Origin of the sequence: Klebsiella sp. C283, from assembly GCF_048822555.1 — a bacterium.
Classification (GTDB): Bacteria; Pseudomonadota; Gammaproteobacteria; order Enterobacterales; family Enterobacteriaceae; genus Klebsiella; species Klebsiella quasipneumoniae.
Window position 1 is genome coordinate 1 of the sequence record NZ_JBMEZS010000012.1, and the last position, 21,937, is coordinate 21,937.

The window sequence follows — 21,937 nt, forward strand, 5'->3', positions numbered from 1 at the left end:
GGCTTTTTGTTTTTGCGTTTAAAAAGAACCCCGTCCCGAAAGGTGCGGGTTTTTTGCTGTGTGGTGTATGCCTCCCCCGGTGGCGCTGCGCTTACCGGGGCTACTGATCCGTAGCCCGGACAAGGTGCGCAGCACCGCCTCCGGGGAAAATCCCGCCATACCCGCACCATTATCTTCATTCAAAGCAACATAAAACCCCGTCATGGCAAACCCTTCGCCATAATCCACTTTTTCCTTGCCTCTGCGCTGGCGTTGATCGCGAAAACCGCGCTTGCGAAAAAAAATGTGAATGTAATCACATATAAAGATATAACAATTATATAACATTTAGTTTACTAACTAATTTGTCTGCGTGACGTGGTACGCCCGACAAGACAGACTGCAGTCTTTGCTGGAGCAATATAACAATGACAGAGAGTAGCATTACCGAACGGGCCGCGCCGGAGCAGGCCGATACCCGTCGTCGTATTTGGGCAATTGTTGGCGCTTCCTCGGGAAATCTGGTTGAGTGGTTTGATTTTTACGTCTACTCATTCTGCTCGCTCTATTTTGCCCATATCTTCTTTCCATCCGGAAATACCACCACTCAACTTTTACAAACGGCAGGCGTATTCGCCGCCGGATTTCTGATGCGTCCTATCGGTGGGTGGCTGTTTGGCCGGATCGCCGACCGCCGCGGACGTAAAGCTTCCATGCTTATTTCGGTCTGTATGATGTGCTTTGGTTCACTGGTGATTGCCTGCCTGCCGGGCTACGCGGTCATCGGCACCTGGGCTCCGGCGCTGCTGCTGTTGGCCCGTCTGTTTCAGGGGCTGTCGGTCGGTGGAGAATATGGCACCAGCGCGACCTATATGAGTGAAGTGGCGATTGAAGGAAAGAAAGGCTTCTATGCTTCTTTCCAGTACGTCACGTTAATTGGCGGTCAACTGCTGGCGGTATTAGTGGTCGTGGCGCTCCAGCAGGTGCTGAGCGACGAAGATTTGCATGCCTGGGGATGGCGTATTCCTTTTGCTCTCGGGGCAGTACTGGCTATCGTCGCGCTGTGGCTGCGTCGCCAGCTGGACGAAACCTCAAAGCAGGAGACCCGGGCGCTGAAAGAGGCTGGCTCATTTAAAGGGTTGTGGCGTAATCGCCGGGCTTTCGTGATGGTGTTGGGCTTTACTGCCGCCGGATCGCTGACCTTCTATACCTTTACTACCTATATGCAAAAGTATCTGGTCAACACGGCGGGCATGACGGCCAGCACCGCCAGCGTGATCATGACCGCGGCGCTGTTCGTTTATATGCTGGTTCAACCGCTGTTCGGCGCCTTTTCGGATAAAGTTGGCCGCCGTACCTCCATGCTGTGCTTTGGCGTGCTGGCGACATTATTTACCGTGCCTATCCTGAGCGCCTTGCAAAAAGTGAGCTCACCCTATGCTGCCTTCGGCCTGGTGATCTGCGCCTTGCTGATTGTCAGTTTCTATACCTCGATCAGCGGCATCCTGAAGGCCGAGATGTTCCCGGCGCAGGTTCGCGCGCTTGGGGTAGGGCTGTCCTATGCCGTCGCGAATGCCCTGTTTGGCGGCTCGGCGGAATATGTCGCGCTGTCGCTGAAATCGGCGGGGATAGAGCACGCGTTCTACTGGTACGTGACGGTGATGGCGGCCATCGCCTTCCTGGTCTCCCTGATGCTGCATCGCAAAGGCAAAGGCCTGCGTCTTTAGCCGTTACTGGTGCGCCAGTTGCCAAACAGCGTAGCCGGTGGTCGCGCCGGCTACATCCCAGGCGAAATCCTTCCAGCTCCAGCCGCTGCCTGCCGGGCGGCTGTCCCAAAGCTCTTTTGAGGCGCCGAGGCTGACGGAAAACATCAGGCCGATAGCAGCGCTGCGGTCCCGGCTGTAACCCTGATGTTGCGCATATTCATTGCCGGCGGCAGACAGCATCGCCGAGGCCAGAAAATGCTGGGCTTTGTCCTGACCGGACCATGCATCATTTGCCATGTGGCTGCAGCCCGTTAACATCAGCGAAGCAATCACGATTATCGTACGCATAGCGCTTCCAGAAAAAAGCCCCGTCGAGGCGGGGCTGATTGTCAGAGAATACGGCTGATCAGCCGGTCAATGCGGATCCGCCTCAGTCGGCGGATCAGTTTACGCACTTTCACCGGATAGTCGGCAATACTTTGCAGATCCCGATAATGTTTCACCACCGTGGTGTGGGTGCGGATGAGCTTCAGCTCTTTCTCCCGCATGGCTCCCAGCTGCTGCTTTGGATCGTGGATCAGAATGGCATTTTCCAGATCGAGTCGCCAGGCGCGCGGGTTAAGGTTGTTGCCGGTGAGCAGCATCCACTCGTCGTCAACCCACATGCCCTTCAGGTGGTAGCTGTTATCGTCATCCTTCCACAGGCGGACGATCAGCTGATCGGTATTCACATAATACTGCAGCCGGCTGAGGAAACGCCGCAGGTTGATCTCATACAGATAAGGAAGCGCGCCGATGATTTTAAACGGCTGATCTTCCGGAATATAGAAATCGTTAGCGGTTTTATCGCCGACAATAATCTCCACCTGTTTACCGTCGCGCAGCAGCTGGATGATATTTCTTACCAGCACGGCAGGAAGGTTGAAGTAGGGGGTGCAGATCGTTAACTTGTGCTCGGCACAGGGCATCAGGTGAAAGATAGTTTTGTTCAGCAGGCTGGATTTCCCCAGGCCTACCAGCGGGGTGACGGAGAGTTCTTCGTCACCGGCGGTGCCGACAAAATGGTAGCTGCGGTCGCGCAGCTCCTGACGGTACTGGCGAATATCGTTTTTGATTTCCGGACTTTTTGGCCGATCCGGTCTGTCGAGACGATTCACGCCGCGTCCCTGAACCAGATTATTGTCGACCCAGTCGAACATGACGTCCGCCATTTTGCCGTTACGGATGCACTGATAGCGGTCATAGCGGTACTTATCATGCTGATGCAGATAAACATCGTTCAGGCTGGCGCCGCTGTAGAGGACGCAGTCATCGATAATAAAGCCTTTGAAATGGAGAACGCCGAGCGCCTCCCGGGTGTTAATCGGCACGCCGTAAACGGGGATCTCTACGCCCGGATTTTCATTGGCCATCCGACAATACCAGTCAGCATTGGTGTTGGAGGCGGCGGCGCCGATACGGCCACGTTGAGCGCGGTGCCAGTCAACGAGGACGCGAACATCCAGTTGCGGACGCTGACGTTTGGCGTCATAAAGGGCCTGCAAAATTCCTTTTCCGCCATCATCTTGCTCCAGGTAGAGCGCAATAATGCATATACGCTGAGTGGCGTTGGCAATCCGGGTCAGTAACGCTTCCCTGAAATCCGCAGGGGCGTAAAAGAACTCTACATCATCAACTGACTGAGAAAGCTTAGGGAGTTGGGCAAGGTGTTGTTGATGTTTATTACGCTTAAATTTTGACAACATCACAGTGCGTTTCTTCTCTGTTTATTGAAGGGTCTTCTGTACCATGCAGACGACGTAAGCGGGCAATAATACCATTACTACCCGCTAATGTGGTCAACAATTGCGGTCAGCGTCGCGCGATTATCCCTGATTCAGGGGCAGCGACAGACTGACAATCCCATCTTCCAGCTGAATATCAACGGTGAATCCCAGCTTTCTGGCGAGGCCGATCATGCCTCGGTTATTCGGCATCGTAATCCCATTCAGCCGTTGCAGGCCATGGCTTTGCGTATAGGCGATCAGCTTTTCCAGCAGCCTTCGCCCCAGGCCTAACCCTTTCAAATCTGAACGGACCAGCACAGCAAACTCGGCATCAATATTGTCAGGGTCGGAGATCGCCCGCGTCACGCCGAGGATCTCGCTCTGTTCCGCGGTGGTCCTGACGGCGACGAACGCCATTTCTCGATCGTAGTCGATCTGGGTCATATTGGCTAAGTCGTCATGGGTAAATTCGTTGATCTCACTAAAATAGCGATAATAGAGATCTTCTTTGGTGACCTGAGCGATAAACGCGAGCAACTGCGGTTCATCTTCCGGAAGGATCGGCCGGAACAGACAGCGATCGCCATTTTTCATCACCACCCACTCCTCCAGCTGGTGCGGATAGGGACGAATAGCGAGACGGCTTTCACTGTCGCCGCTAAAGGGAGCAAGCCCCAGGGTAACGTCCAGCGCCGTAAACTCGTTGCCGGAGGCGAGCAAGGGATGAATATCCAGCCGCTGGATCTCAGGGCAGTCGACGATCAGGTTCGAGACCTGAACCAGCAGCTGGCTTAAGCCTGCGATATCCAGCGGTCGCAATGCGCTGCGGCCGCGGATCTTCTTATTTTTGATCGCCTGGATCACCAGATAACGCGCCAGGTTCATATTCAGCGGCGGCAGCGCCACAGCGGCCTGGTCCTCGGCCCGCCACTCCACGCCGCCTTCGCCCAACATAATCAACGGGCCGAAGAGGGGATCGTGCTCAACCACCACTCTCAGCTCCTGGGCGCCAGCGCGATTGGCCATACTCTGCACCAGCAGGCCATGAATGCGCGCCTGGGGCCAGGCCAGCTTGACGCGATCGATCATCGCATCCGCTGCCTGCTGTACTTCTGCCGCGGTACGCAGATACAACATGACCCCCTGTACTTCTGATTTGTGCGGAATATCCGGGGAACGCAGCTTCAACGCAACCGGATAGCCTATCTGCTCAGCGATATGCACCGCTTCCGCGCTGTCAGCGGCGATCCAGGTTGGCAGTGTGTGGATACCGTAGGCCCGGAGCACCGGGCTGACCTCGTGGGTATCCAGCGTGGTGGCGCCGTCATCTATCGCTTGCTGGAGCAGAGCATGCGCTTCGCTGGTATTGGCGGTTAACGAGTCCGGCAGCACTGGAGTCTCGCGCAGCTGTTTCTGGTTACGGCGGTACTCGACCATATGCATAAAGGCGGTGATGGTGCCCTCCGGCGTACGGTAGGTGGGAAGGCCGGCATCGCTGAACAGCCGTCGCGCCTCCTGGGAAGAGAATTCGCCGCACCAGTTGGTCAGCACGGTGACATATTTGCCACGCGGATGGTGCTTCAGGGCGTCTATCAGCGCCAGGGCGCTCTCGGTGCCCGGCGCGGCGGCGCTGGGCGAGTGGATCACCAGCAGCGCGTCGTAGTCCTGACTGTTAAGCAGAATGTTCACCGCCCGCTGATAGTGTTCGCTGCTGGCGTCATCGCGTAAATCCAGTGGGTTGGCGATCTCAACGCCGCCCGGCAGCGCCTGGCGCAGGGCGTCGCGCGTCTCCTCGCTGAGGGTCGCCAGCTTACCGTTACGCAACCAAAGCTCATCCAGCGCCAGCGCCGCCGGCGCCGCGCCGTTGCTGACGATCATCAGTTTTTCACCGCGCAGCGGGCGCATATGGCTCAGGGTTTCTACGGCGGAGAACAGCTCATGGGTATCCTGGACCCGCAGCAGACCAGCACGCTGGATGGCCGCATCCCATGCCGGATCCATCCCTGAATTGACGTGCAACAGTTTCTGCGCCGCGGGACTACGGCCGCTTTTGATCACCAGGATTGGCTTGTTTCGCGAGGCGCTGCGCGCGGCGGAGACAAACCGGCGCGCGTCGCTGAGGTGCTCAAGGTAAAGCAAAATGGCGCTGGTTTTGCTGTCGCGGGCCAGAAAGTCCAACAGGTCATCGACATCTATATCCAGGCTATCGCCCAGCGCGATGAAGTAGGAAAACCCCATCTCGCGCTGTTGCGCCCAGTCAAGGATGGTGTTGGAGACGGCGGCCGACTGCGAGATAAAGGCCAGTTTACCGCGGTGGATCGCGACCGGCGAAAAGCTGGCGTTCAGGCCTTGCCACGGCGCCAGCAGTCCCAGGCTGTTTGGGCCGAGCAGGCGCATCTGGTAGCGCGCAGCGCATTCGAGCAGCGCCGGATACTGTTCCGGCTGCGAAGAGAGAATGATGCAGGTCTTGCAGCCTTTCTGCCCCAGGGCTTCGAGCAACTCGAGATTACGTCGCGCGTTGGTACAAAGCACCGCCAGATCCGGCGTAAACGGCAGCTTCTCGATGGTGGGCCACGCCAGCACCCCAAGCACCGCCTTCCAGGCGGGGGTCACCGGCAGTACCGGGCCATTGAAGCCGCCGGCTAGCAGGTTGCGCATCATGAGATAGCCAGCGCGCTGCGGCTTCATTGATGCGCCAATAACGGCGATGGATTTTGGTCGCAGCAGCGCTTCCAGGCCTCGTTGGCTCATACCGGTCTCCTTTCATCCCAGTGACCGAATGATTTTAAACGTTTTCCACCTGGCCCGCTGTGATACTGCCCTTATGCTGGGTTTTTCCCGCCAGGTAGCGGGTCCGAAAGCGGGTGAAGTGTTCGCCAAGCGCGGCGGCGGCCGGCGCATCGCCCGCCAGATCCAGCAGGGCGATAGCCACTTCCGCGGTACAATATTGTCCGTCGGCGTGCGCCTCGCGCAGATGGTAGGCTGAGATGCGCGACAGATCGACGGAGATGATCGGCAGCGCGTCCAGATAAGGGCTCTTACGGAACATTTTACGCGCTTCGGTCCAGGTGCCGTCGAGCATGATAAACAGCGGCGGTTTGCCGGACGGCGGCGCGCTCAGGACCTGGCGCTCCGGTGCGGCGTAGGAGGCGGGAAACACCACCATCGGCTGGTAATCGGGATGGGCGACCAGATCGAGCAGCCCCTGCGGCGGCTCGGTTCTCGACCATTGATAAGCCTCGGTATTCGGCAGAATATCGGCGATGAGCCGGCCGGTGTTGCTGGGCTTCATCGGCTCCGTATCAAACATCACCAGGCAGAAACGGCTGGTGGCCTGCGCCGGCGTTAACGTGGCGCAGAGGCACTGCTTGAGCGGCAGCAGACAGCGCTGGCAGCGGCGGATGCGGTTGCCGCGAGCAAGGAAAGGGCGGGTGGCTCGCGCGAGACGTTCGGCGCGCAGGCGAAGGACAGCGTTATCAGTCATGGGAGTCGCTAGTGAAAAACGCTATTGTCGCAGAGGCGAAAACGGGGCACAAGCGGTGCCCCGGAAGGATTACTGCTGTCCGGCTTCGTTCAGCCAGCTATCAAATGGCGCTTTTGGCACCGCGCCATTGAGCATGTCGATCACTTCGCCATTTTTGAACATCATAATGGTCGGGATGCTGCGGATACGAAACCGTGCGCTAAGCTCACGTTCCGCTTCGGTGTTAACTTTCACAAAACGCATCTTCCCGCTACGCTCTTCCGCGACGTCTTCAAAGATCGGCGCGAAGCTGCGGCAGGGACCGCACCATGGCGCCCAGAAATCGACAACGACCGGCAGATCGTCCTTTAAGAGTTTATCCAGCGTTGCCCCGGTCGCGTTGATGACGTCGCCATCAAAAAGATCGTGACCGCAGCGTCCGCACTTTGCGCCATCCGCGCTACGATCGTCCGGGAGGCGGTTCAGAGCCTGACAACTGGCACAAACGGTATTCATAACTAACCTCTGGTGATGGGTTGCAACGTGGCACGTGGCCAATATGTTTCTGTGATGTTACATATTATCGATTAAGTGTTATTTAAGGACAATGCGTTTTGTTCGATGAGTGCAATAGAGGCCGTCTTTTAAACGAAATCATGGCGAAGCGATGACACATCGGGTAATCTGCGCGCTTCGCGCAGCGCAGGTGGAGAAAATTGATGAGCGACGAACTGAAAAATAAAAGCGGCAAGGTCAAAGTGATGTATGTCCGCAGTGATGATGATTCTGACAAACGCACCCATAACCCACGTACCGGGAAAGGGGGAGGTCGTCCAGGAAAATCTCGTGTTGACGGCCGCAGCCGCCCTGCGCGTGACGAACGAAACAGCCGCGGTGACGATCGTAAACGCGATGACCGCAAGCGTGATGAGCGCAAGCGCGATGATTTTAATCGTGACGATGCGTCCCCGTGGCGTACCGTTTCTCGCGCTCCTGGCGATGAGACGCCGGTAAAAGAGGATCACGGCGGGATCAGCGGGAAGAGCTTTATCGATCCGGAAGTACTGCGTCGCCAGCGTGCGGAAGAGACCCGCGTGTATGGTGAAAACGCCTGTCAGGCCCTGTTCCAGAGCCGCCCGGAAGCCATTGTCCGCGCCTGGTTTATCCAGAGCGTGACGCCGCGCTTTAAAGAGGCGCTGCGCTGGATGGCGGCTAACCGTAAAGCCTATCATGTGGTTGATGAAGCCGAGCTGGCGAAAGCCTCCGGGACCGATCACCACGGCGGCGTCTGCTTCCTGATCAAAAAACGCCACGGTACCTCTGTTGCCCAGTGGGTCGCGAAGGCGGCAGAAGAAGATTGCGTTCTGGCGCTGGAGGACGTGGGTAACCCACATAATCTCGGGGCGATCATGCGCAGCTGCGCGCACTTCGGCGTGAAGGGTGTTGTGGTTCAGGATGCCGGCGTGCTGGAGTCCGGCGCGGCGATCCGTACGGCGGAAGGCGGTGCGGAACATGTTGAACCGATCACCGGCGACAGCTTCATCGATACTCTGGATCAGTTCCGTCAGGCGGGCTACGCGATTGTCTCGACCTCCAGCCATAATGGTACCCCGCTGTTTAAAGCCGAGCTGCCGAAGAAAATGGTGCTGGTGTTAGGCCAGGAGCGCGATGGCCTGTCGGATGCAGCCATCTCCAGCGCGGACCTCAGCGTCGCCATCGATGGTACCGGCAATGTCGAAAGCCTGAACGTCTCTGTGGCGACCGGCGTCCTGCTGGCGGAATGGTGGCGTCAGAACAAGGCGTAATACCTGTCCCTGAATACAAAAGCCAGCTGATGCTGGCTTTTTTTATGGCTGTCGATCACTCGCTTTCGGCGGGAAGGACCGGCATCCAGTCAATCGGCGCTTCGCCGCGATCGGCCAGCCACTGATTGGTCTGCACGAAATGGTTGCTGCCAAAGAAGCCGCGATGTGCGGAGAGCGGTGAAGGGTGCGGCGCCTTCAGTACGCAGTGGCGCTGGCGATCGATAATCGCGCCTTTCTTCTGCGCATGGGAGCCCCACAGCAGAAAGACCACCCCCTCGCAGTGCTCATTGATTAACGCGATTACCTTATCGGTAAACGTCTCCCAGCCGAGGCTGGCGTGCGAGTGCGCCTGCCCGGCGCGGACGGTCAGGACCGTATTAAGCAGGAGCACCCCCTGGCGCGCCCAGCTTTCCAGGTAACCATGGGTAGGGCGGGTAAAGCCAGGGATAGTGGTCTCCAGCTCTTTGTACATATTCAGCAGCGAGGGCGGGATCGCGACGCCGGGGCGAACCGAGAACGCCAGACCGTGGGCTTGCCCCGGGCCGTGATAGGGGTCCTGACCGAGAATGACGACTTTGACATCGCCCAGTTCGGTAAAGCGAAACGCATTAAAGACATCTTTTTGCGGTGGATAGATGGTGATCCCGGACTGGCGCTCTTCGGCGACGGTCTTCAGAGTATTGAGAAAATAGGGTTGTTGCTTTTCATCCGCCAGCACGTCATGCCAGGTTAAAGGGGTGGTCATCTTGCTCTCCTGCAAAGGGTCATCGCTATAGCTTAACGGCTTCTTTCTACAGAACAAAATCGGCACGGTTTGACGCGGGCCTTTATGCAAAAAAAATTGAAAATTTACAAAATTATTTATATCGGCTTATGGCGTAACTTGATGTAAAACAATAAAATCCTTGCATACCCACTTAGAGTGAGTGGTTTTTGTTGATTTACATCAAAGAATGCCGAGGGTGCGGCTGATATATATACACTCATACAACAATGGTTTTACCAATTGGCCGCGAAGAGGCCAAAATCGAATAAACACTGCCTGGGAGGCATCAAATGATTACTGGTATCCAAATTACTAAAGCGGCAAACGACGACCTGCTGAACTCTTTCTGGCTGCTGGATAGCGAAAAAGGCGAAGCGCGTTGCCTGTGCGCCAAAGGTGGTTTTGCGGAAGATGACGTAGTGGCAGTCAGCAAACTGGGTGAAATCGAATACCGTGAAATCCCGGTAGACGTGAAACCAGAAGTTCGCGTGGAAGGCGGTCAGCACCTGAACGTTAACGTGCTGCGTCGCGAAACCCTGCTGGACGCGGTTGAGCATCCGGAAAAATATCCGCAGCTGACCATTCGTGTTTCCGGCTACGCGGTACGCTTCAACTCCCTGACCCCGGAACAGCAGCGCGACGTTATCGCTCGTACCTTTACCGAAAGTCTGTAAGGCTAACGCCAGATGTGAAAACGCCGGGATATCCCGGCGTTTTTTTTACTCTTCGCTCGACGCTGATGGCGTCCCGGTCGCGCTTGGCTTCCGGCGCTTACCGATATTTTTCGTATCGCGGTGGCGCTTCTTCACCCGCGGCTTCTCTTTTTCTTTCTCTTTTTTCTCGGCGCGTTTCGCCAGCACTTTCTTCGATGGTTTACCGGTCAACTTCTCGCTTGGCGCGCGGGTTTTGGGTCGCAATTCATCAATCACGCGAGCTTTCAGCGGTTCTTCAACGTAGCGGCCGATCTTGCCCAGCAGCAGGTGATCGTGCGCTTCAACCAGCGAAATCGCGGTGCCTTTCTTACCTGCACGGCCGGTACGACCGATACGGTGCAGATAGATGTCGGCGGTGCGCGGCATATCGAAGTTAAAGACGTGGCTGACGTCCGGAATATCGATACCGCGGGCGGCGACGTCGGTGGCGATCAGCACGTTTACGCGGCCGTCGGTCAGACGCTTAATGGCTTCGTTACGCTTGGCCTGCACCATCTCGCCCTCCAGCCAGCAGGTGTTAATCCCCGCTTCACGCAGCCAGTTGGCCAGCTCATGCACGCGCTCGCGCTTGCGCACAAAGACGATAGCGCGGGTAGCTTCCGGCTGTTGCAGCAGATTCACCAGCAGCCTGGTCTTATGTTCGATATCGTCCGCGCGATAGTACCATTGATGGATTTTCTTACGCTCGCGAGTCGACGGGGTAGCGGAAACTTCAACCGGCTCTTCCAGCAGGCGCTCAGCGAAGTCTTTGATCGCATCGCCTTCCAGCGTCGCGGAGAACAGCATGGTCTGCTTGCGCCAGCGGGTTTCACCGGCGATGGTTTCGATATCCTGCGCAAAGCCCATGTCCAGCATGCGGTCGGCTTCATCGAGGATCAGGGTCTCGACGGCGCGGCAGTCGAAGTTCTCTTCTTTTATATACTGCAGCAGGCGACCAGTGGTGGCGACAACGATGTCCTGGTTTTCGCTGAACACTTCCGCGTGGTTCATGTAGGCTACGCCGCCGGTAATGGTGGCGATATCCAGATGGGTATGCTTCGCCAGCTCGCGGGCGTGGTCAGCCACCTGCATCGCCAGTTCACGGGTCGGCGTCAGGATAAGAATACGCGGCGGGCCGGATTTCTTACGCGGGAAATCGAGCAGGTGCTGCAACGCTGGCAGCAGATACGCCGCCGTTTTACCGGTGCCGGTCGGCGCTGAACCGAGAATGTCACGGCCATCGAGCGCAGGCGGAATAGCGGCGGCCTGAATGGCTGTCGGGCGAGTGAAACCTTTATCCTGGAGGGCTTCCAGCAGGTTTTCATCGAGTTCAAGTTCGGAAAAAGTCGTTACAGTCATGTTCTACCTCTGAGTGGGCCGCCGATTATAGACGTTACTGACGTAATGTTCATCTGTTTGTAAGGCTATCTGTTCTCCGGTATTGTGCATAGCCTTACGTTCAGGAGTTTTTTGTCGGCAAGGTTATTGAGGATGTCTCAGTCGAAGTTTGCGCTGCCGCGCAATGGTTTTACCTTCAAACAGTTTTTTGTCGCCCACGATCGTTGCGCGATGAAGGTAGGTACCGACGGCATTTTGCTCGGCGCCTGGGCGCCGATTGCCGGGGTGAAACATGTGCTGGATATTGGCGCCGGCAGCGGCCTGCTGGCGCTAATGCTCGCGCAGCGTACCGGCGATGATGTGCGTGTCGATGCGGTCGAACTGGATGAGGAGGCCGCCGCCCAGGCGCAGGAAAATGCCCTTGCGTCGCCATGGGCTTCGCGGGTTGAGGTCTGTCAGGCCGATATCCATCAGTGGCAGCCGCCGCAGACCCGACGCTATCAACTGATAATCAGTAACCCGCCCTTTTTTGCGGAAGGGGTGCCTTGCGCCACCTCGCAGCGGGAGCAGGCGCGGTATACCACGACGCTCGATCACGCTTCTCTGCTGACCTGTGCCGCTGAGCATATCACCGAAGAAGGCTTTTTTTGCGTGGTGCTGCCGGTCGATATCGGTAATGCGTTTATCGAACGGGCAACCGCGATGGGCTGGCACCTGCGACTGCGCACTGACGTGGCGGAGACCGAGCTGCGGCCGCCGCATCGGGTGCTGCTGGCTTTCTCCCCGACGGCGGGGGAGTGTTTCAGCGACAGGCTGGCGATCCGCGGGCCAGAGCAGCAGTATTCAGAAGGCTTTACCGCTCTGACCGAGGATTTTTATCTTTTTATGTGAGCCAGGGGCGACAGTATCGACGGACCGCTGTTCGGCAGCGGCTGCGGATAGTCGAGGGTGTAATGCAGTCCCCGGCTCTCTTTGCGCAACATCGCGCAGCGTACGATGAGTTCCGCCACCTGCACCAGATTGCGCAGCTCCAGCAGATTATTCGAGACGCGGAAGCGGGCGTAATACTCATCCAGCTCCTGCTGCAGCATGGTAATGCGCCGCAGGGCGCGCTCCAGCCTGCGGGTGGTGCGCACAATCCCCACGTAATCCCACATCAGCAGGCGCAGCTCGTGCCAGTTATGCTGGATAACCACCAGTTCATCCGGGATCTCCACCTGACTTTCATCCCACGCCGGCAGGGTGCTGACCTTCTGGGCCAGCGGCAGGCGACGGGCAATATCTTCTGCGGCGGACCAGCCGTAAACCAGACACTCCAGCAGCGAGTTCGAGGCCATACGGTTCGCGCCGTGCAGCCCGGTATAGCTGACTTCGCCGATGGCGTATAACCCATCGACGTCGGTGCGGCCATTATCATCCACCATCACGCCGCCGCAGGTGTAATGCGCGGCAGGGACGACCGGCACCGGATCTTTGGTTAAATCAATTCCCAGACCGAGCAGCTTTTCGTAAATCATCGGGAAGTGCTGGCGAACAAACGCCTCGGGTTTATGGCTGATATCAAGGAACATACAGTCAACGCCAAGGCGCTTCATCTCATGATCGATGGCGCGGGCGACGATATCGCGTGGGGCCAACTCGCCGCGTTCGTCAAAGTCCGGCATAAAGCGGGTGCCGTCCGGGCGTTTAAGGTGGGCGCCTTCGCCGCGCAGCGCTTCGGTCAGCAGGAAATTGCGCGCCTGCGGATGATACAGCGCGGTGGGGTGAAATTGGTTGAATTCCAGATTCGCCACCCGGCAGCCCGCCCGCCAGGCCATCGCGATACCGTCTCCGGAAGAGACGTCGGGGTTAGTGGTGTATTGATAAACCTTGGCGGCTCCGCCGGTGGCGAGCACCACCGCCTTCGCGCTGCAGGTTTCCACGCGCTCTTTATTGCGGTTCCAGATCCATGCCCCGACCACCCGGCGCGTGCCCGGCAGGCCAATCTTATCCGATACGATCAAGTCGACGGCATTGCTGCGCTCAAGGATGCGGATATTGGGATGGGCGAGGGCTTTATCGACCAGCGTCGTCTCCACCGCTTTGCCGGTAGCGTCGGCGGCGTGAAGAATGCGCCGATGGCTGTGGCCCCCTTCGCGCGTGAGATGATAGCTCTCTTCGCCATTGGCCTGGACCTGGGTGTCAAACAATACGCCCTGATCGATAAGCCACTGGACGCATGGTCTGGCGTTGCTGGCGACGAAGGTGACCGCATGGCGATCGCATAACCCTGCGCCGGCGATCAGGGTATCTTCGACATGGGATTCAATACTGTCGGTCTCGTCGAAGACGGCGGCAATCCCGCCCTGCGCATAGAACGTTGAACCTTCGCTGATCGGCCCTTTGCTCAACACCGTCACCGAACTGTGCTCTGCCAGACGCAGCGCAAGAGAGAGGCCGGCAGCGCCGCTGCCGATAATCAACACATCACAAGAGAAGTCAGGAGTGGTATTCATCGTCTTTGTTTAATTTACTAAACACATTTAGCTCACAATAGCACCAGCTCGTGAGGAATCGTACAATTTTTTTTAACTGGCGTTGTGACGGCTAAACAGCAGGCGAGCGGAAACGGTCTGGAGCACGGCGAAAATGAGACGCGTGGCATGTTGATGGCATTGGATTTTATAGTGAAATAAACGCCGTGTTACGATACCCTTCAGACGGGCCTGCGCTTTTTCTTATTGACTAACCTATCGTTTAGCAACCTGGGCATATAATGATTGATAACGATCTGCCGCCGTTGCCAGACAAAAAACAAAAGCGTAACGGAACTTTATTGTTTTCATACACTCCAAGAGTCAGCTTGCTCATAATGCAGATTTTGGGTGGTGTTTTGAAGACGCATGGGAATTGGGTTTGGGGAGACATTACCTCGGATGAGCGAGCAGTTAACGGATCAGGTCCTTGTTGAACGGGTCCAGAAAGGAGATCAGAAAGCGTTTAATTTGCTGGTAGTGCGCTATCAGCATAAGGTCGCGAGCCTGGTTTCCCGCTATGTACCGCCGGGCGATATCGCTGACGTCGTTCAGGAATCGTTCGTTAAGGCATGGCGTGCGCTGGACTCTTTCCGGGGAGATAGCGCTTTTTACACCTGGTTATACCGTATCGCCGTCAATACGGCGAAGAATTATCTGGTTGCTCAGGGACGCCGTCCGCCGTCCAGCGATGTTGACGCCAACGAGGCGGAAAACTTCGAAAGCGGCGGGGCGTTGAAAGAAATTTCGAACCCTGAGAACTTAATGTTGTCAGAAGAACTGAGACAAATAGTTTTTCGTACCATTGAATCGCTTCCGGAAGATTTACGCATGGCAATTACGTTACGGGAGCTGGATGGCCTAAGCTATGAAGAGATAGCCGCTATCATGGATTGTCCGGTTGGGACGGTGCGTTCGCGTATCTTCCGGGCGCGAGAAGCTATTGATAATAAAGTTCAACCGCTTATCAGGCGTTGACGATAGCGGAATACTGGAAAAGGGTATCAGGCATGCAGAAAGAAAAACTTTCGGCTTTAATGGATGGTGAAACGCTGGATAACGAACTGCTCAACGAGCTGAGTCGTTCTTCTGAGATGCAAAAAACCTGGGAGAGTTATCACCTTATCCGCGATACGCTGCGTGGCGATACCGCAGAGGTGCTGCAATTTGATATCTCCGCCCGGGTGATGGCCGCCATTGAAAATGAGCCCGTTCGTCAGACGGCGCCGCTTATTCCTGAATCTCAGCCCGCACCGCACCAGTGGCGGCAGATGCCGTTCTGGAACAAAGTGCGTCCGTGGGCCAGCTCACTGACCCAGATGGGTGTTGCCGCCTGCGTATCGCTTGCGGTTATCGTCGGCGTCCAGCACTATAATGGGCAGTCTGATGCCGCTCAGCAGCCAGAGGCGCCGGTGTTCAATACGCTGCCGATGATGGGTAAAGCGAGCCCGGTAAGCCTTGGCGTACCGGCTGACGTATCAGCAGGTAGCGGCCAGCAGGCTCAGGTCCAGGAACAGCGTCGGCGGATTAACGCCATGCTGCAGGACTACGAACTGCAGCGCCGCCTGCACGCTGAGCAGCTTCAGTTTGGCCAGGCCCAGACTCAGCAGGCCGCAGTCCAGGTGCCGGGTTATCAAACTTTAGGAACGCAATCGCAGTAATGAAGCAACTTTGGTGTGCCATGTCGCTCATGGCAGGCAGTCTGTTGTTCTCTGTCAACGCCTCGGCTGATACATCGTCCGGGGCGTTGTTGCAGCAGATGAACCTGGCCAGCCAGTCCCTCAATTATGAGCTGTCTTTCGTCAGCATCAGCAAACAAGGCGTTGAGTCGCTGCGCTATCGTCACGCTCGACTGAACAATCAACCGCTGGCGCAGCTTCTGCAGCTGGACGGTCCGCGCCGGGAAGTGGTCCTGCGCGGTACGGAAATCAGCTATTTTGAACCCGGCCTCGATCCGTTCACCCTGAACGGCGACTATATCGTCGATTCGCTGCCGTCGTTGGTTTACAGCGATTTCAAACGTCTCAGCGCAGCCTATGATTTTATCTCCGTGGGCCGTACCCGTATCGCCGACCGCCTCTGCGACGTGATCCGCGTCGTGGCTCGCGACGGCACGCGCTATAGCTTTATCGCCTGGCTGGACGCTGAGACCAAGCTGCCGCTGCGCGTCGATTTGCTCGACCGCGACGGTGAAACGCTGGAGCAGTTCCGGGTCGTCTCTTTCAACGTTGGCGATAACGTCAGCGCCAGCATGGAGACGCTGGCGAAAGCGAATTTGCCGCCGCAGCTGTCGGTGCCTGAAGGGGGCGACAAAGCCAACTTCAACTGGGCGCCAACGTGGCTCCCGCAGGGCATGACTGAGGTCTCCAGCAGCCAGCGTCGTCTGCCCACCTTTGATGGTCCGGTAGAATCACGTCTCTATTCCGACGGCTTGTTCAGCTTCTCGATCAATATCAACCGCGCCACCGCGGCCAGCAGCGACCAGCTGTTGCGCACCGGCCGACGCACCGTCAGCACGACGGTACGCGATAACGCGGAGATCACCGTGGTGGGCGAACTGCCGCCGCAGACGGCGAAGCGTATCTCAGACAGCATTAAATTCAAGGCAGTACAATGATCAAAGAGTGGGCCACCGTGGTTTCCTGGCATAACGGCGTGGCGCAGGTGCACTGCGACGTTAAAGCCTCCTGCAGCAGTTGCGCCTCCCGCGCCGGCTGCGGCAGCCGGGTATTAAACAAGCTGGGGCCGCAGACCAGCCATACCATCAGCGTGCCCTGCGAGCAGCCGTTGACGGCGGGGCAAAAAGTGGAGCTGGGGATCGCCGAGAGCAGTCTGCTGGGTTCGGCGCTGTTGGTCTACATGGCGCCGCTGGTGGGTCTGTTTGTGATGGCGTCGATTTTCCAGGTGCTGTTTGCCAGCGATATCGCTTCGCTGTGCGGCGCGCTGCTGGGCGGCGTCGGCGGGTTTCTGGTGGCGCGCGGTCTGTCGCCGCAGCTGGCAGCGCGCCAGTCGTGGCAGCCGGTGATTCTGAGCGTCGCGTTGCCGCCGGATCTGGTGCGTATCGAAACGCCTTCCTCCGACATGGGTCAGTGATTTCACTGGCCCTTATCTTTATTTACCCTTCCTGTTACAACGCCACAATTTCTGCGGTTATGCTGGATCTAACAGCATTTCCTGGTTTCAAGGATGTAGTGTAGAATGCGGCGTTTTCGGATTAAAAAACGTCAGGCACAGTACAGCGGCCTCATGATACTCGTAAGGCATAATTAACTCTAAATATGAAGAATATACGTAACTTTTCGATCATCGCTCACATCGACCACGGTAAGTCGACGCTGTCTGACCGTATCATCCAGATTTGCGGTGGCCTTTCTGATCGTGAAATGGAAGCCCAGGTTCTGGACTCCATGGATCTTGAGCGCGAACGCGGGATCACCATCAAGGCGCAGAGCGTCACCCTGGACTATAAGGCCAACGACGGTGAGACCTATCAGCTGAACTTTATCGACACCCCGGGCCACGTGGACTTCTCTTATGAAGTTTCCCGTTCCCTCGCCGCGTGCGAAGGCGCGCTGCTGGTGGTTGACGCCGGGCAGGGCGTAGAAGCCCAGACCCTGGCCAACTGCTACACCGCGATGGAGATGGACCTGGAGGTCGTTCCGGTACTCAACAAGATCGACCTGCCTGCGGCCGACCCTGAGCGCGTAGCGGACGAAATTGAAGATATCGTCGGGATCGACGCCCACGACGCGGTGCGCTGCTCGGCGAAAACCGGCGTCGGCGTGACCGAGGTGCTGGAGCGTCTGGTGCGCGATATTCCGCCGCCGGAAGGCGATCCGGACGCGCCGCTGCAGGCGCTGATTATCGACTCCTGGTTCGATAACTACCTCGGCGTAGTGTCGCTGGTACGAATTAAAAACGGCACCATGCGCAAGGGCGACAAGATCAAGGTCATGAGTACCGGCCAGGTCTATAACGCCGACCGTCTGGGCATCTTCACGCCGAAACAGGTTGACCGTACCGAGCTGAAATGCGGCGAGGTAGGCTGGCTGGTCTGCGCGATCAAAGACATCCTTGGCGCGCCGGTGGGCGATACCCTGACCGCCGCCCGCAACCCGGCAGACAAAGCGCTGCCTGGCTTTAAGAAGGTGAAACCGCAGGTGTATGCCGGCCTGTTCCCGGTGAGCTCCGATGATTATGAAGCTTTCCGCGACGCGCTGGGCAAACTGAGCCTCAACGACGCCTCTCTGTTCTACGAGCCGGAAAGTTCTACCGCGCTGGGCTTCGGCTTCCGCTGCGGCTTCCTCGGCCTGCTGCACATGGAGATCATTCAGGAGCGTCTGGAGCGTGAATACGATCTTGACCTGATCACCACCGCGCCGACGGTAGTTTACGAAGTGGAGACCACCTCCAAAGAAGTTATCTACGTCGACAGCCCGTCCAAGCTGCCGCCGCTGAATAATATTCAGGAGCTGCGTGAGCCGATCGCCGAGTGTCACATGCTGCTGCCGCAGGAGTTCCTCGGCAACGTGATCACCCTGTGCGTGGAGAAGCGCGGCGTGCAGACCAACATGGTTTACCACGGTAAACAGGTGGCGCTGACCTACGAAATCCCGATGGCGGAAGTGGTGCTCGACTTCTTCGACCGTCTGAAGTCTACCTCCCGCGGCTATGCGTCGCTGGACTACAACTTCAAACGCTTCCAGGCGTCGAACATGGTACGCGTCGATGTGCTGATCAACGGCGAGCGCGTCGATGCGCTGGCGCTGATCACCCACAACGATAACGCGCCGTATCGCGGCCGCGAGCTGGTGGAAAAGATGAAAGATCTTATTCCGCGTCAGCAGTTCGACATCGCGATTCAGGCGGCCATCGGCAACCACATCATCGCGCGCTCTACCGTGAAACAGCTGCGTAAAAACGTGCTGGCGAAATGCTACGGCGGTGACGTCAGCCGTAAGAAAAAGCTGCTGCAGAAGCAGAAAGAAGGTAAGAAGCGTATGAAGCAGGTCGGTAACGTTGAACTGCCGCAGGAAGCGTTCCTCGCCATTCTGCACGTTGGTAAAGACGGCAAATAACCCTAAGGAGTTGGCATGGCGAACATGTTTGCCCTGATCCTGGTGATTGCAACCCTGGTGACGGGCGTTTTATGGTGCCTGGACAAGTTCATTTTTGCACCGAAACGTCGTGAGCGTCAGGCCGCTGCTCAGGCAGCGACCGGCGAGCAGCTGGACAAAAAGACGTTGAAGAAAGTCGGCCCGAAACCGGGCTGGCTGGAAACCGGCGCATCGGTTTTCCCGGTGCTGGCGATCGTTCTGGTGGTACGTTCATTCATTTATGAGCCGTTCCAGATCCCGTCAGGTTCGATGATGCCGACTCTGCTGATTGGCGATTTCATCCTGGTGGAGAAATTTGCCTACGGCATTAAAGATCCTATCTACCAGAAAACGCTGATCGAGACGGGCCATCCGAAGCGCGGCGATATCGTGGTGTTTAAATATCCGGAAGACCCGCGCCTGGACTACATCAAGCGCGCGGTGGGGCTCCCGGGGGATAAAGTCACCTACGATCCGATTGCCAAGCAGGTCACCATTCAGCCGGGCTGCAGCTCCGGACAGGCCTGCGGCAACGCGCTGCCGGTGACTTACTCCAACGTGGAGCCGAGCGATTTCGTTCAGACCTTCTCCCGCAGCAACGGCGGCGAAGCGAGCAGCGGTTTCTGGCAGCTGCCGAAGGGTGAAACCAAAGCCGACGGCATTCGCCTCACCGAGCGTCAGGAGACGCTGGGCGACGTCACGCATCGTATTCTGATGGTGCCGATTGCTCAGGATCAGGCTGGCATGTATTACCATCAGAGCGGTCTGCCGCTGGCCACCTGGATTGTGCCGCCGGGTCAGTACTTCATGATGGGCGACAACCGGGATAACAGCGCCGACAGCCGTTACTGGGGCTTTGTGCCGGAAGCAAACCTGGTCGGGAAGGCCACCGCTATCTGGATGAGTTTTGAAAAGCAGGAAGGTGAATGGCCGACCGGCGTGCGGTTATCGCGCATTGGTGGAATTCATTAATTTCATCTGCTGAATTCACGCCGCTGCTGTTATCGCAGCGGCGCGAATTATTTAGTATTTAAATCCATTCAAACTAACGACATCCCGTGTCGTTGCGTATAGAATATCCCCCCGAAGTTTTTGGTTGTCGCTCTGCCGGGTGACACTGCACACGAAAGCGTATTGGTCTGTTTCAACTTACTGTTTGAAGCGTATGCTCAGGTCGGTTTCGTGTGCTGCATCTTTGACGCATTCATTTATTGGTAACGCATGAACCCCATCGTAATTAATCGGCTTCAACGAAAGCTGGGCTACACTTTTCATCATCAGGAGCTGTTGCAACAGGCATTAACTCACCGCAGTGCCAGCAGCAAACATAATGAGCGCCTGGAATTTTTAGGCGACTCCATTTTAAGTTTCGTGATCGCTAATGCGCTGTATCATCGCTTTCCTCGCGTGGATGAAGGCGACATGAGCCGTATGCGCGCGACGCTGGTGCGTGGCAACACGCTGGCGGAAATCGCCCGCGAGTTTGAACTGGGCGAATGCTTGCGCCTCGGGCCGGGCGAACTGAAAAGCGGCGGTTTCCGTCGCGAATCGATTCTCGCGGACACCGTTGAAGCGTTAATTGGCGGGGTTTTCCTCGACAGTGATATTCAGAACGTTGAACGCTTAATCCTCTCCTGGTACCAGACTCGTCTGGACGAAATCAGCCCGGGCGATAAGCAAAAGGATCCGAAGACGCGTCTGCAGGAGTATCTGCAGGGTCGTCATCTGCCGCTGCCGTCCTACCTGGTAGTCCAGGTGCGCGGCGAAGCGCACGATCAGGAATTTACTATCCACTGCCAGGTCAGTGGCCTGAGTGAACCGGTGGTTGGCACAGGTTCCAGCCGTCGTAAGGCGGAGCAGGCTGCCGCCGAACAGGCGCTGAAAAAGCTGGAGCTGGAATGAGCGAAGAAAAAAGTTATTGTGGGTTTGTCGCCATCGTGGGTCGTCCAAACGTTGGCAAATCCACGCTGTTGAATAAGCTGCTTGGGCAGAAGATCTCGATCACCTCCCGTAAAGCGCAGACCACCCGTCACCGCATCGTCGGCATCCATACCGAAGGGCCGTATCAGGCGATTTACGTCGATACCCCGGGCCTGCATATGGAAGAAAAGCGCGCCATTAACCGCTTAATGAACAAAGCGGCCAGCAGCTCTATTGGCGATGTTGAGCTGGTCATCTTCGTGGTGGAAGGCACCCGCTGGACGCAGGACGACGAGATGGTGCTCAACAAGCTGCGCGACGCCAAAGCGCCGGTGATCCTCGCGGTCAACAAAGTGGATAACGTGCAGGAAAAAGCGGATCTGTTACCGCATCTGCAGTTCCTCGCCAGCCAGATGAACTTCCTTGATATCGTGCCGATGTCGGCGGAAACGGGGACCAACGTCGACACCATTGCGTCGATCGTGCGTAAGCATCTGCCGGAAGCGATCCACCACTTCCCGGAAGATTATATTACCGATCGTTCTCAGCGCTTTATGGCTTCCGAAATCATCCGTGAAAAACTGATGCGTTTCCTCGGCGCTGAGCTACCGTACTCCGTCACCGTGGAAATCGAACGTTTCGTGACCAACGAGCGTGGCGGTTACGACATCAACGGCTTGATCCTTGTCGAGCGTGAAGGGCAGAAGAAGATGGTGATTGGCAACAAAGGCGCCAAAATCAAAACCATCGGCATCGAAGCGCGTAAGGACATGCAGGAGATGTTTGAAGCGCCGGTGCACCTCGAACTGTGGGTCAAAGTGAAATCCGGCTGGGCCGATGACGAGCGCGCCCTGCGCAGTCTCGGTTATGTTGACGACCTCTGAGTTAACGCA

Annotated in this window: 22 protein-coding genes; 13 read left to right on the plus strand and 9 right to left on the minus strand. The window is 57.1% G+C overall.

Annotated elements, in window-relative coordinates; all coding sequences use genetic code 11:
- Positions 1-18 precede the first annotated feature (18 nt).
- Positions 19-327, minus strand: coding sequence for a hypothetical protein (locus ACOI7Z_RS22070; RefSeq protein WP_205837367.1), 309 nt, complete (start codon positions 325-327; stop codon positions 19-21).
- Positions 328-407: 80 nt separating this feature from the next.
- On the opposite strand from ACOI7Z_RS22070, the gene ACOI7Z_RS22075 reads away from it, so the two are divergent.
- Positions 408-1,706 (plus strand): MFS transporter, encoded by a 1,299-nt coding sequence (locus tag ACOI7Z_RS22075; protein WP_023290679.1) that lies wholly within the window; start codon positions 408-410, stop codon positions 1,704-1,706.
- Positions 1,707-1,709: 3 nt separating this feature from the next.
- On the opposite strand, the gene ACOI7Z_RS22080 is transcribed toward ACOI7Z_RS22075, so the two are convergent.
- The 5 genes from ACOI7Z_RS22080 to trxC form a co-directional block, all read right to left on the minus strand.
- Positions 1,710-2,033 (minus strand): YfiM family lipoprotein, encoded by a 324-nt coding sequence (locus tag ACOI7Z_RS22080; protein ID WP_004201811.1) that lies wholly within the window; start codon positions 2,031-2,033, stop codon positions 1,710-1,712.
- 41 nt (positions 2,034-2,074) lie between these two features.
- Positions 2,075-3,430, minus strand: a complete 1,356-nt coding sequence (gene pssA, locus ACOI7Z_RS22085) for a CDP-diacylglycerol--serine O-phosphatidyltransferase (protein WP_023290677.1) — start codon at positions 3,428-3,430, stop codon at positions 2,075-2,077.
- A 120-nt stretch (positions 3,431-3,550) separates the two neighbouring features.
- Complete coding sequence (locus tag ACOI7Z_RS22090) at positions 3,551-6,202, minus strand: bifunctional acetate--CoA ligase family protein/GNAT family N-acetyltransferase (protein ID WP_087848830.1); 2,652 nt, start codon at positions 6,200-6,202, stop codon at positions 3,551-3,553.
- A gap of 34 nt (positions 6,203-6,236) precedes the next feature.
- Positions 6,237-6,935, minus strand: a complete 699-nt coding sequence (gene tapT, locus ACOI7Z_RS22095; RefSeq protein WP_032453740.1) for a tRNA-uridine aminocarboxypropyltransferase — start codon at positions 6,933-6,935, stop codon at positions 6,237-6,239.
- A gap of 69 nt (positions 6,936-7,004) precedes the next feature.
- Positions 7,005-7,430 (minus strand): thioredoxin TrxC, encoded by a 426-nt coding sequence (trxC, locus tag ACOI7Z_RS22100; RefSeq protein WP_002914091.1) that lies wholly within the window; start codon positions 7,428-7,430, stop codon positions 7,005-7,007.
- A 203-nt stretch (positions 7,431-7,633) separates the two neighbouring features.
- Between trxC and ACOI7Z_RS22105 the strand changes: the two genes are divergently transcribed.
- Entirely contained in the window at positions 7,634-8,719 is a 1,086-nt protein-coding gene (locus tag ACOI7Z_RS22105; RefSeq protein ID WP_023290674.1) for a tRNA/rRNA methyltransferase, read from the plus strand.
- Between the two features lie 55 nt (positions 8,720-8,774).
- On the opposite strand, the gene ung is transcribed toward ACOI7Z_RS22105, so the two are convergent.
- Positions 8,775-9,464 (minus strand): uracil-DNA glycosylase, encoded by a 690-nt coding sequence (gene ung, locus ACOI7Z_RS22110; protein WP_086075116.1) that lies wholly within the window; start codon positions 9,462-9,464, stop codon positions 8,775-8,777.
- 311 nt (positions 9,465-9,775) lie between these two features.
- Here ung and grcA point away from each other — a divergent pair, with 311 nt between their 5' ends.
- On the plus strand, positions 9,776-10,159 hold the full coding sequence (grcA, locus tag ACOI7Z_RS22115) for an autonomous glycyl radical cofactor GrcA (protein ID WP_002914084.1): 384 nt from the start codon (positions 9,776-9,778) through the stop codon (positions 10,157-10,159).
- Between the two features lie 45 nt (positions 10,160-10,204).
- Here grcA and srmB read toward each other — a convergent pair whose 3' ends face one another.
- Positions 10,205-11,536: an ATP-dependent RNA helicase SrmB gene (srmB, locus tag ACOI7Z_RS22120; protein WP_032453738.1), complete on the minus strand. Its 1,332-nt coding sequence runs from the start codon at positions 11,534-11,536 to the stop codon at positions 10,205-10,207.
- Positions 11,537-11,668: 132 nt separating this feature from the next.
- Here srmB and trmN point away from each other — a divergent pair, with 132 nt between their 5' ends.
- Complete coding sequence (trmN, locus tag ACOI7Z_RS22125) at positions 11,669-12,406, plus strand: tRNA(1)(Val) (adenine(37)-N(6))-methyltransferase TrmN (protein WP_049013876.1); 738 nt, start codon at positions 11,669-11,671, stop codon at positions 12,404-12,406.
- On the opposite strand, the gene nadB is transcribed toward trmN, so the two are convergent.
- Positions 12,391-14,010 (minus strand): L-aspartate oxidase, encoded by a 1,620-nt coding sequence (nadB, locus tag ACOI7Z_RS22130; protein WP_023290670.1) that lies wholly within the window; start codon positions 14,008-14,010, stop codon positions 12,391-12,393. The two genes, trmN and nadB, sit on opposite strands and share 16 nt — an antisense overlap.
- 328 nt (positions 14,011-14,338) lie before the next feature.
- Between nadB and rseD the strand changes: the two genes are divergently transcribed.
- From rseD to era, 9 genes are all read left to right on the plus strand, one after another.
- Positions 14,339-14,434 (plus strand): rpoE leader peptide RseD, encoded by a 96-nt coding sequence (gene rseD / locus ACOI7Z_RS22135; protein WP_223822583.1) that lies wholly within the window; start codon positions 14,339-14,341, stop codon positions 14,432-14,434.
- Positions 14,431-15,006 (plus strand): RNA polymerase sigma factor RpoE, encoded by a 576-nt coding sequence (gene rpoE / locus ACOI7Z_RS22140; protein WP_002914074.1) that lies wholly within the window; start codon positions 14,431-14,433, stop codon positions 15,004-15,006. Before rseD ends, rpoE begins: the two co-directional genes overlap by 4 nt.
- 32 nt (positions 15,007-15,038) lie before the next feature.
- Positions 15,039-15,689 carry an anti-sigma-E factor RseA gene (gene rseA, locus ACOI7Z_RS22145; RefSeq protein WP_032453736.1) on the plus strand — a complete coding sequence of 217 codons (651 nt, stop codon included), beginning with the start codon at positions 15,039-15,041 and terminating at the stop codon, positions 15,687-15,689.
- The gene (gene rseB / locus ACOI7Z_RS22150) at positions 15,689-16,645 is read left to right on the plus strand and encodes a sigma-E factor regulatory protein RseB (RefSeq protein ID WP_004201821.1); all 957 of its coding nucleotides are present in this window, start codon (positions 15,689-15,691) and stop codon (positions 16,643-16,645) included. The genes rseA and rseB overlap by 1 nt, the downstream gene beginning before the upstream one ends.
- Positions 16,642-17,121, plus strand: a complete 480-nt coding sequence (gene rseC / locus ACOI7Z_RS22155) for a SoxR-reducing system protein RseC (protein ID WP_004201822.1) — start codon at positions 16,642-16,644, stop codon at positions 17,119-17,121. The genes rseB and rseC overlap by 4 nt, the downstream gene beginning before the upstream one ends.
- 185 nt (positions 17,122-17,306) lie before the next feature.
- Positions 17,307-19,106, plus strand: a complete 1,800-nt coding sequence (gene lepA, locus ACOI7Z_RS22160; protein WP_023290668.1) for a translation elongation factor 4 — start codon at positions 17,307-17,309, stop codon at positions 19,104-19,106.
- A 15-nt stretch (positions 19,107-19,121) separates the two neighbouring features.
- Positions 19,122-20,096, plus strand: coding sequence for a signal peptidase I (lepB, locus tag ACOI7Z_RS22165; RefSeq protein ID WP_004201827.1), 975 nt, complete (start codon positions 19,122-19,124; stop codon positions 20,094-20,096).
- A 249-nt stretch (positions 20,097-20,345) separates the two neighbouring features.
- Positions 20,346-21,026, plus strand: a complete 681-nt coding sequence (gene rnc, locus ACOI7Z_RS22170) for a ribonuclease III (protein WP_002914065.1) — start codon at positions 20,346-20,348, stop codon at positions 21,024-21,026.
- On the plus strand, positions 21,023-21,928 hold the full coding sequence (gene era, locus ACOI7Z_RS22175) for a GTPase Era (protein WP_023290667.1): 906 nt from the start codon (positions 21,023-21,025) through the stop codon (positions 21,926-21,928). Before rnc ends, era begins: the two co-directional genes overlap by 4 nt.
- Positions 21,929-21,937 lie beyond the last annotated feature (9 nt).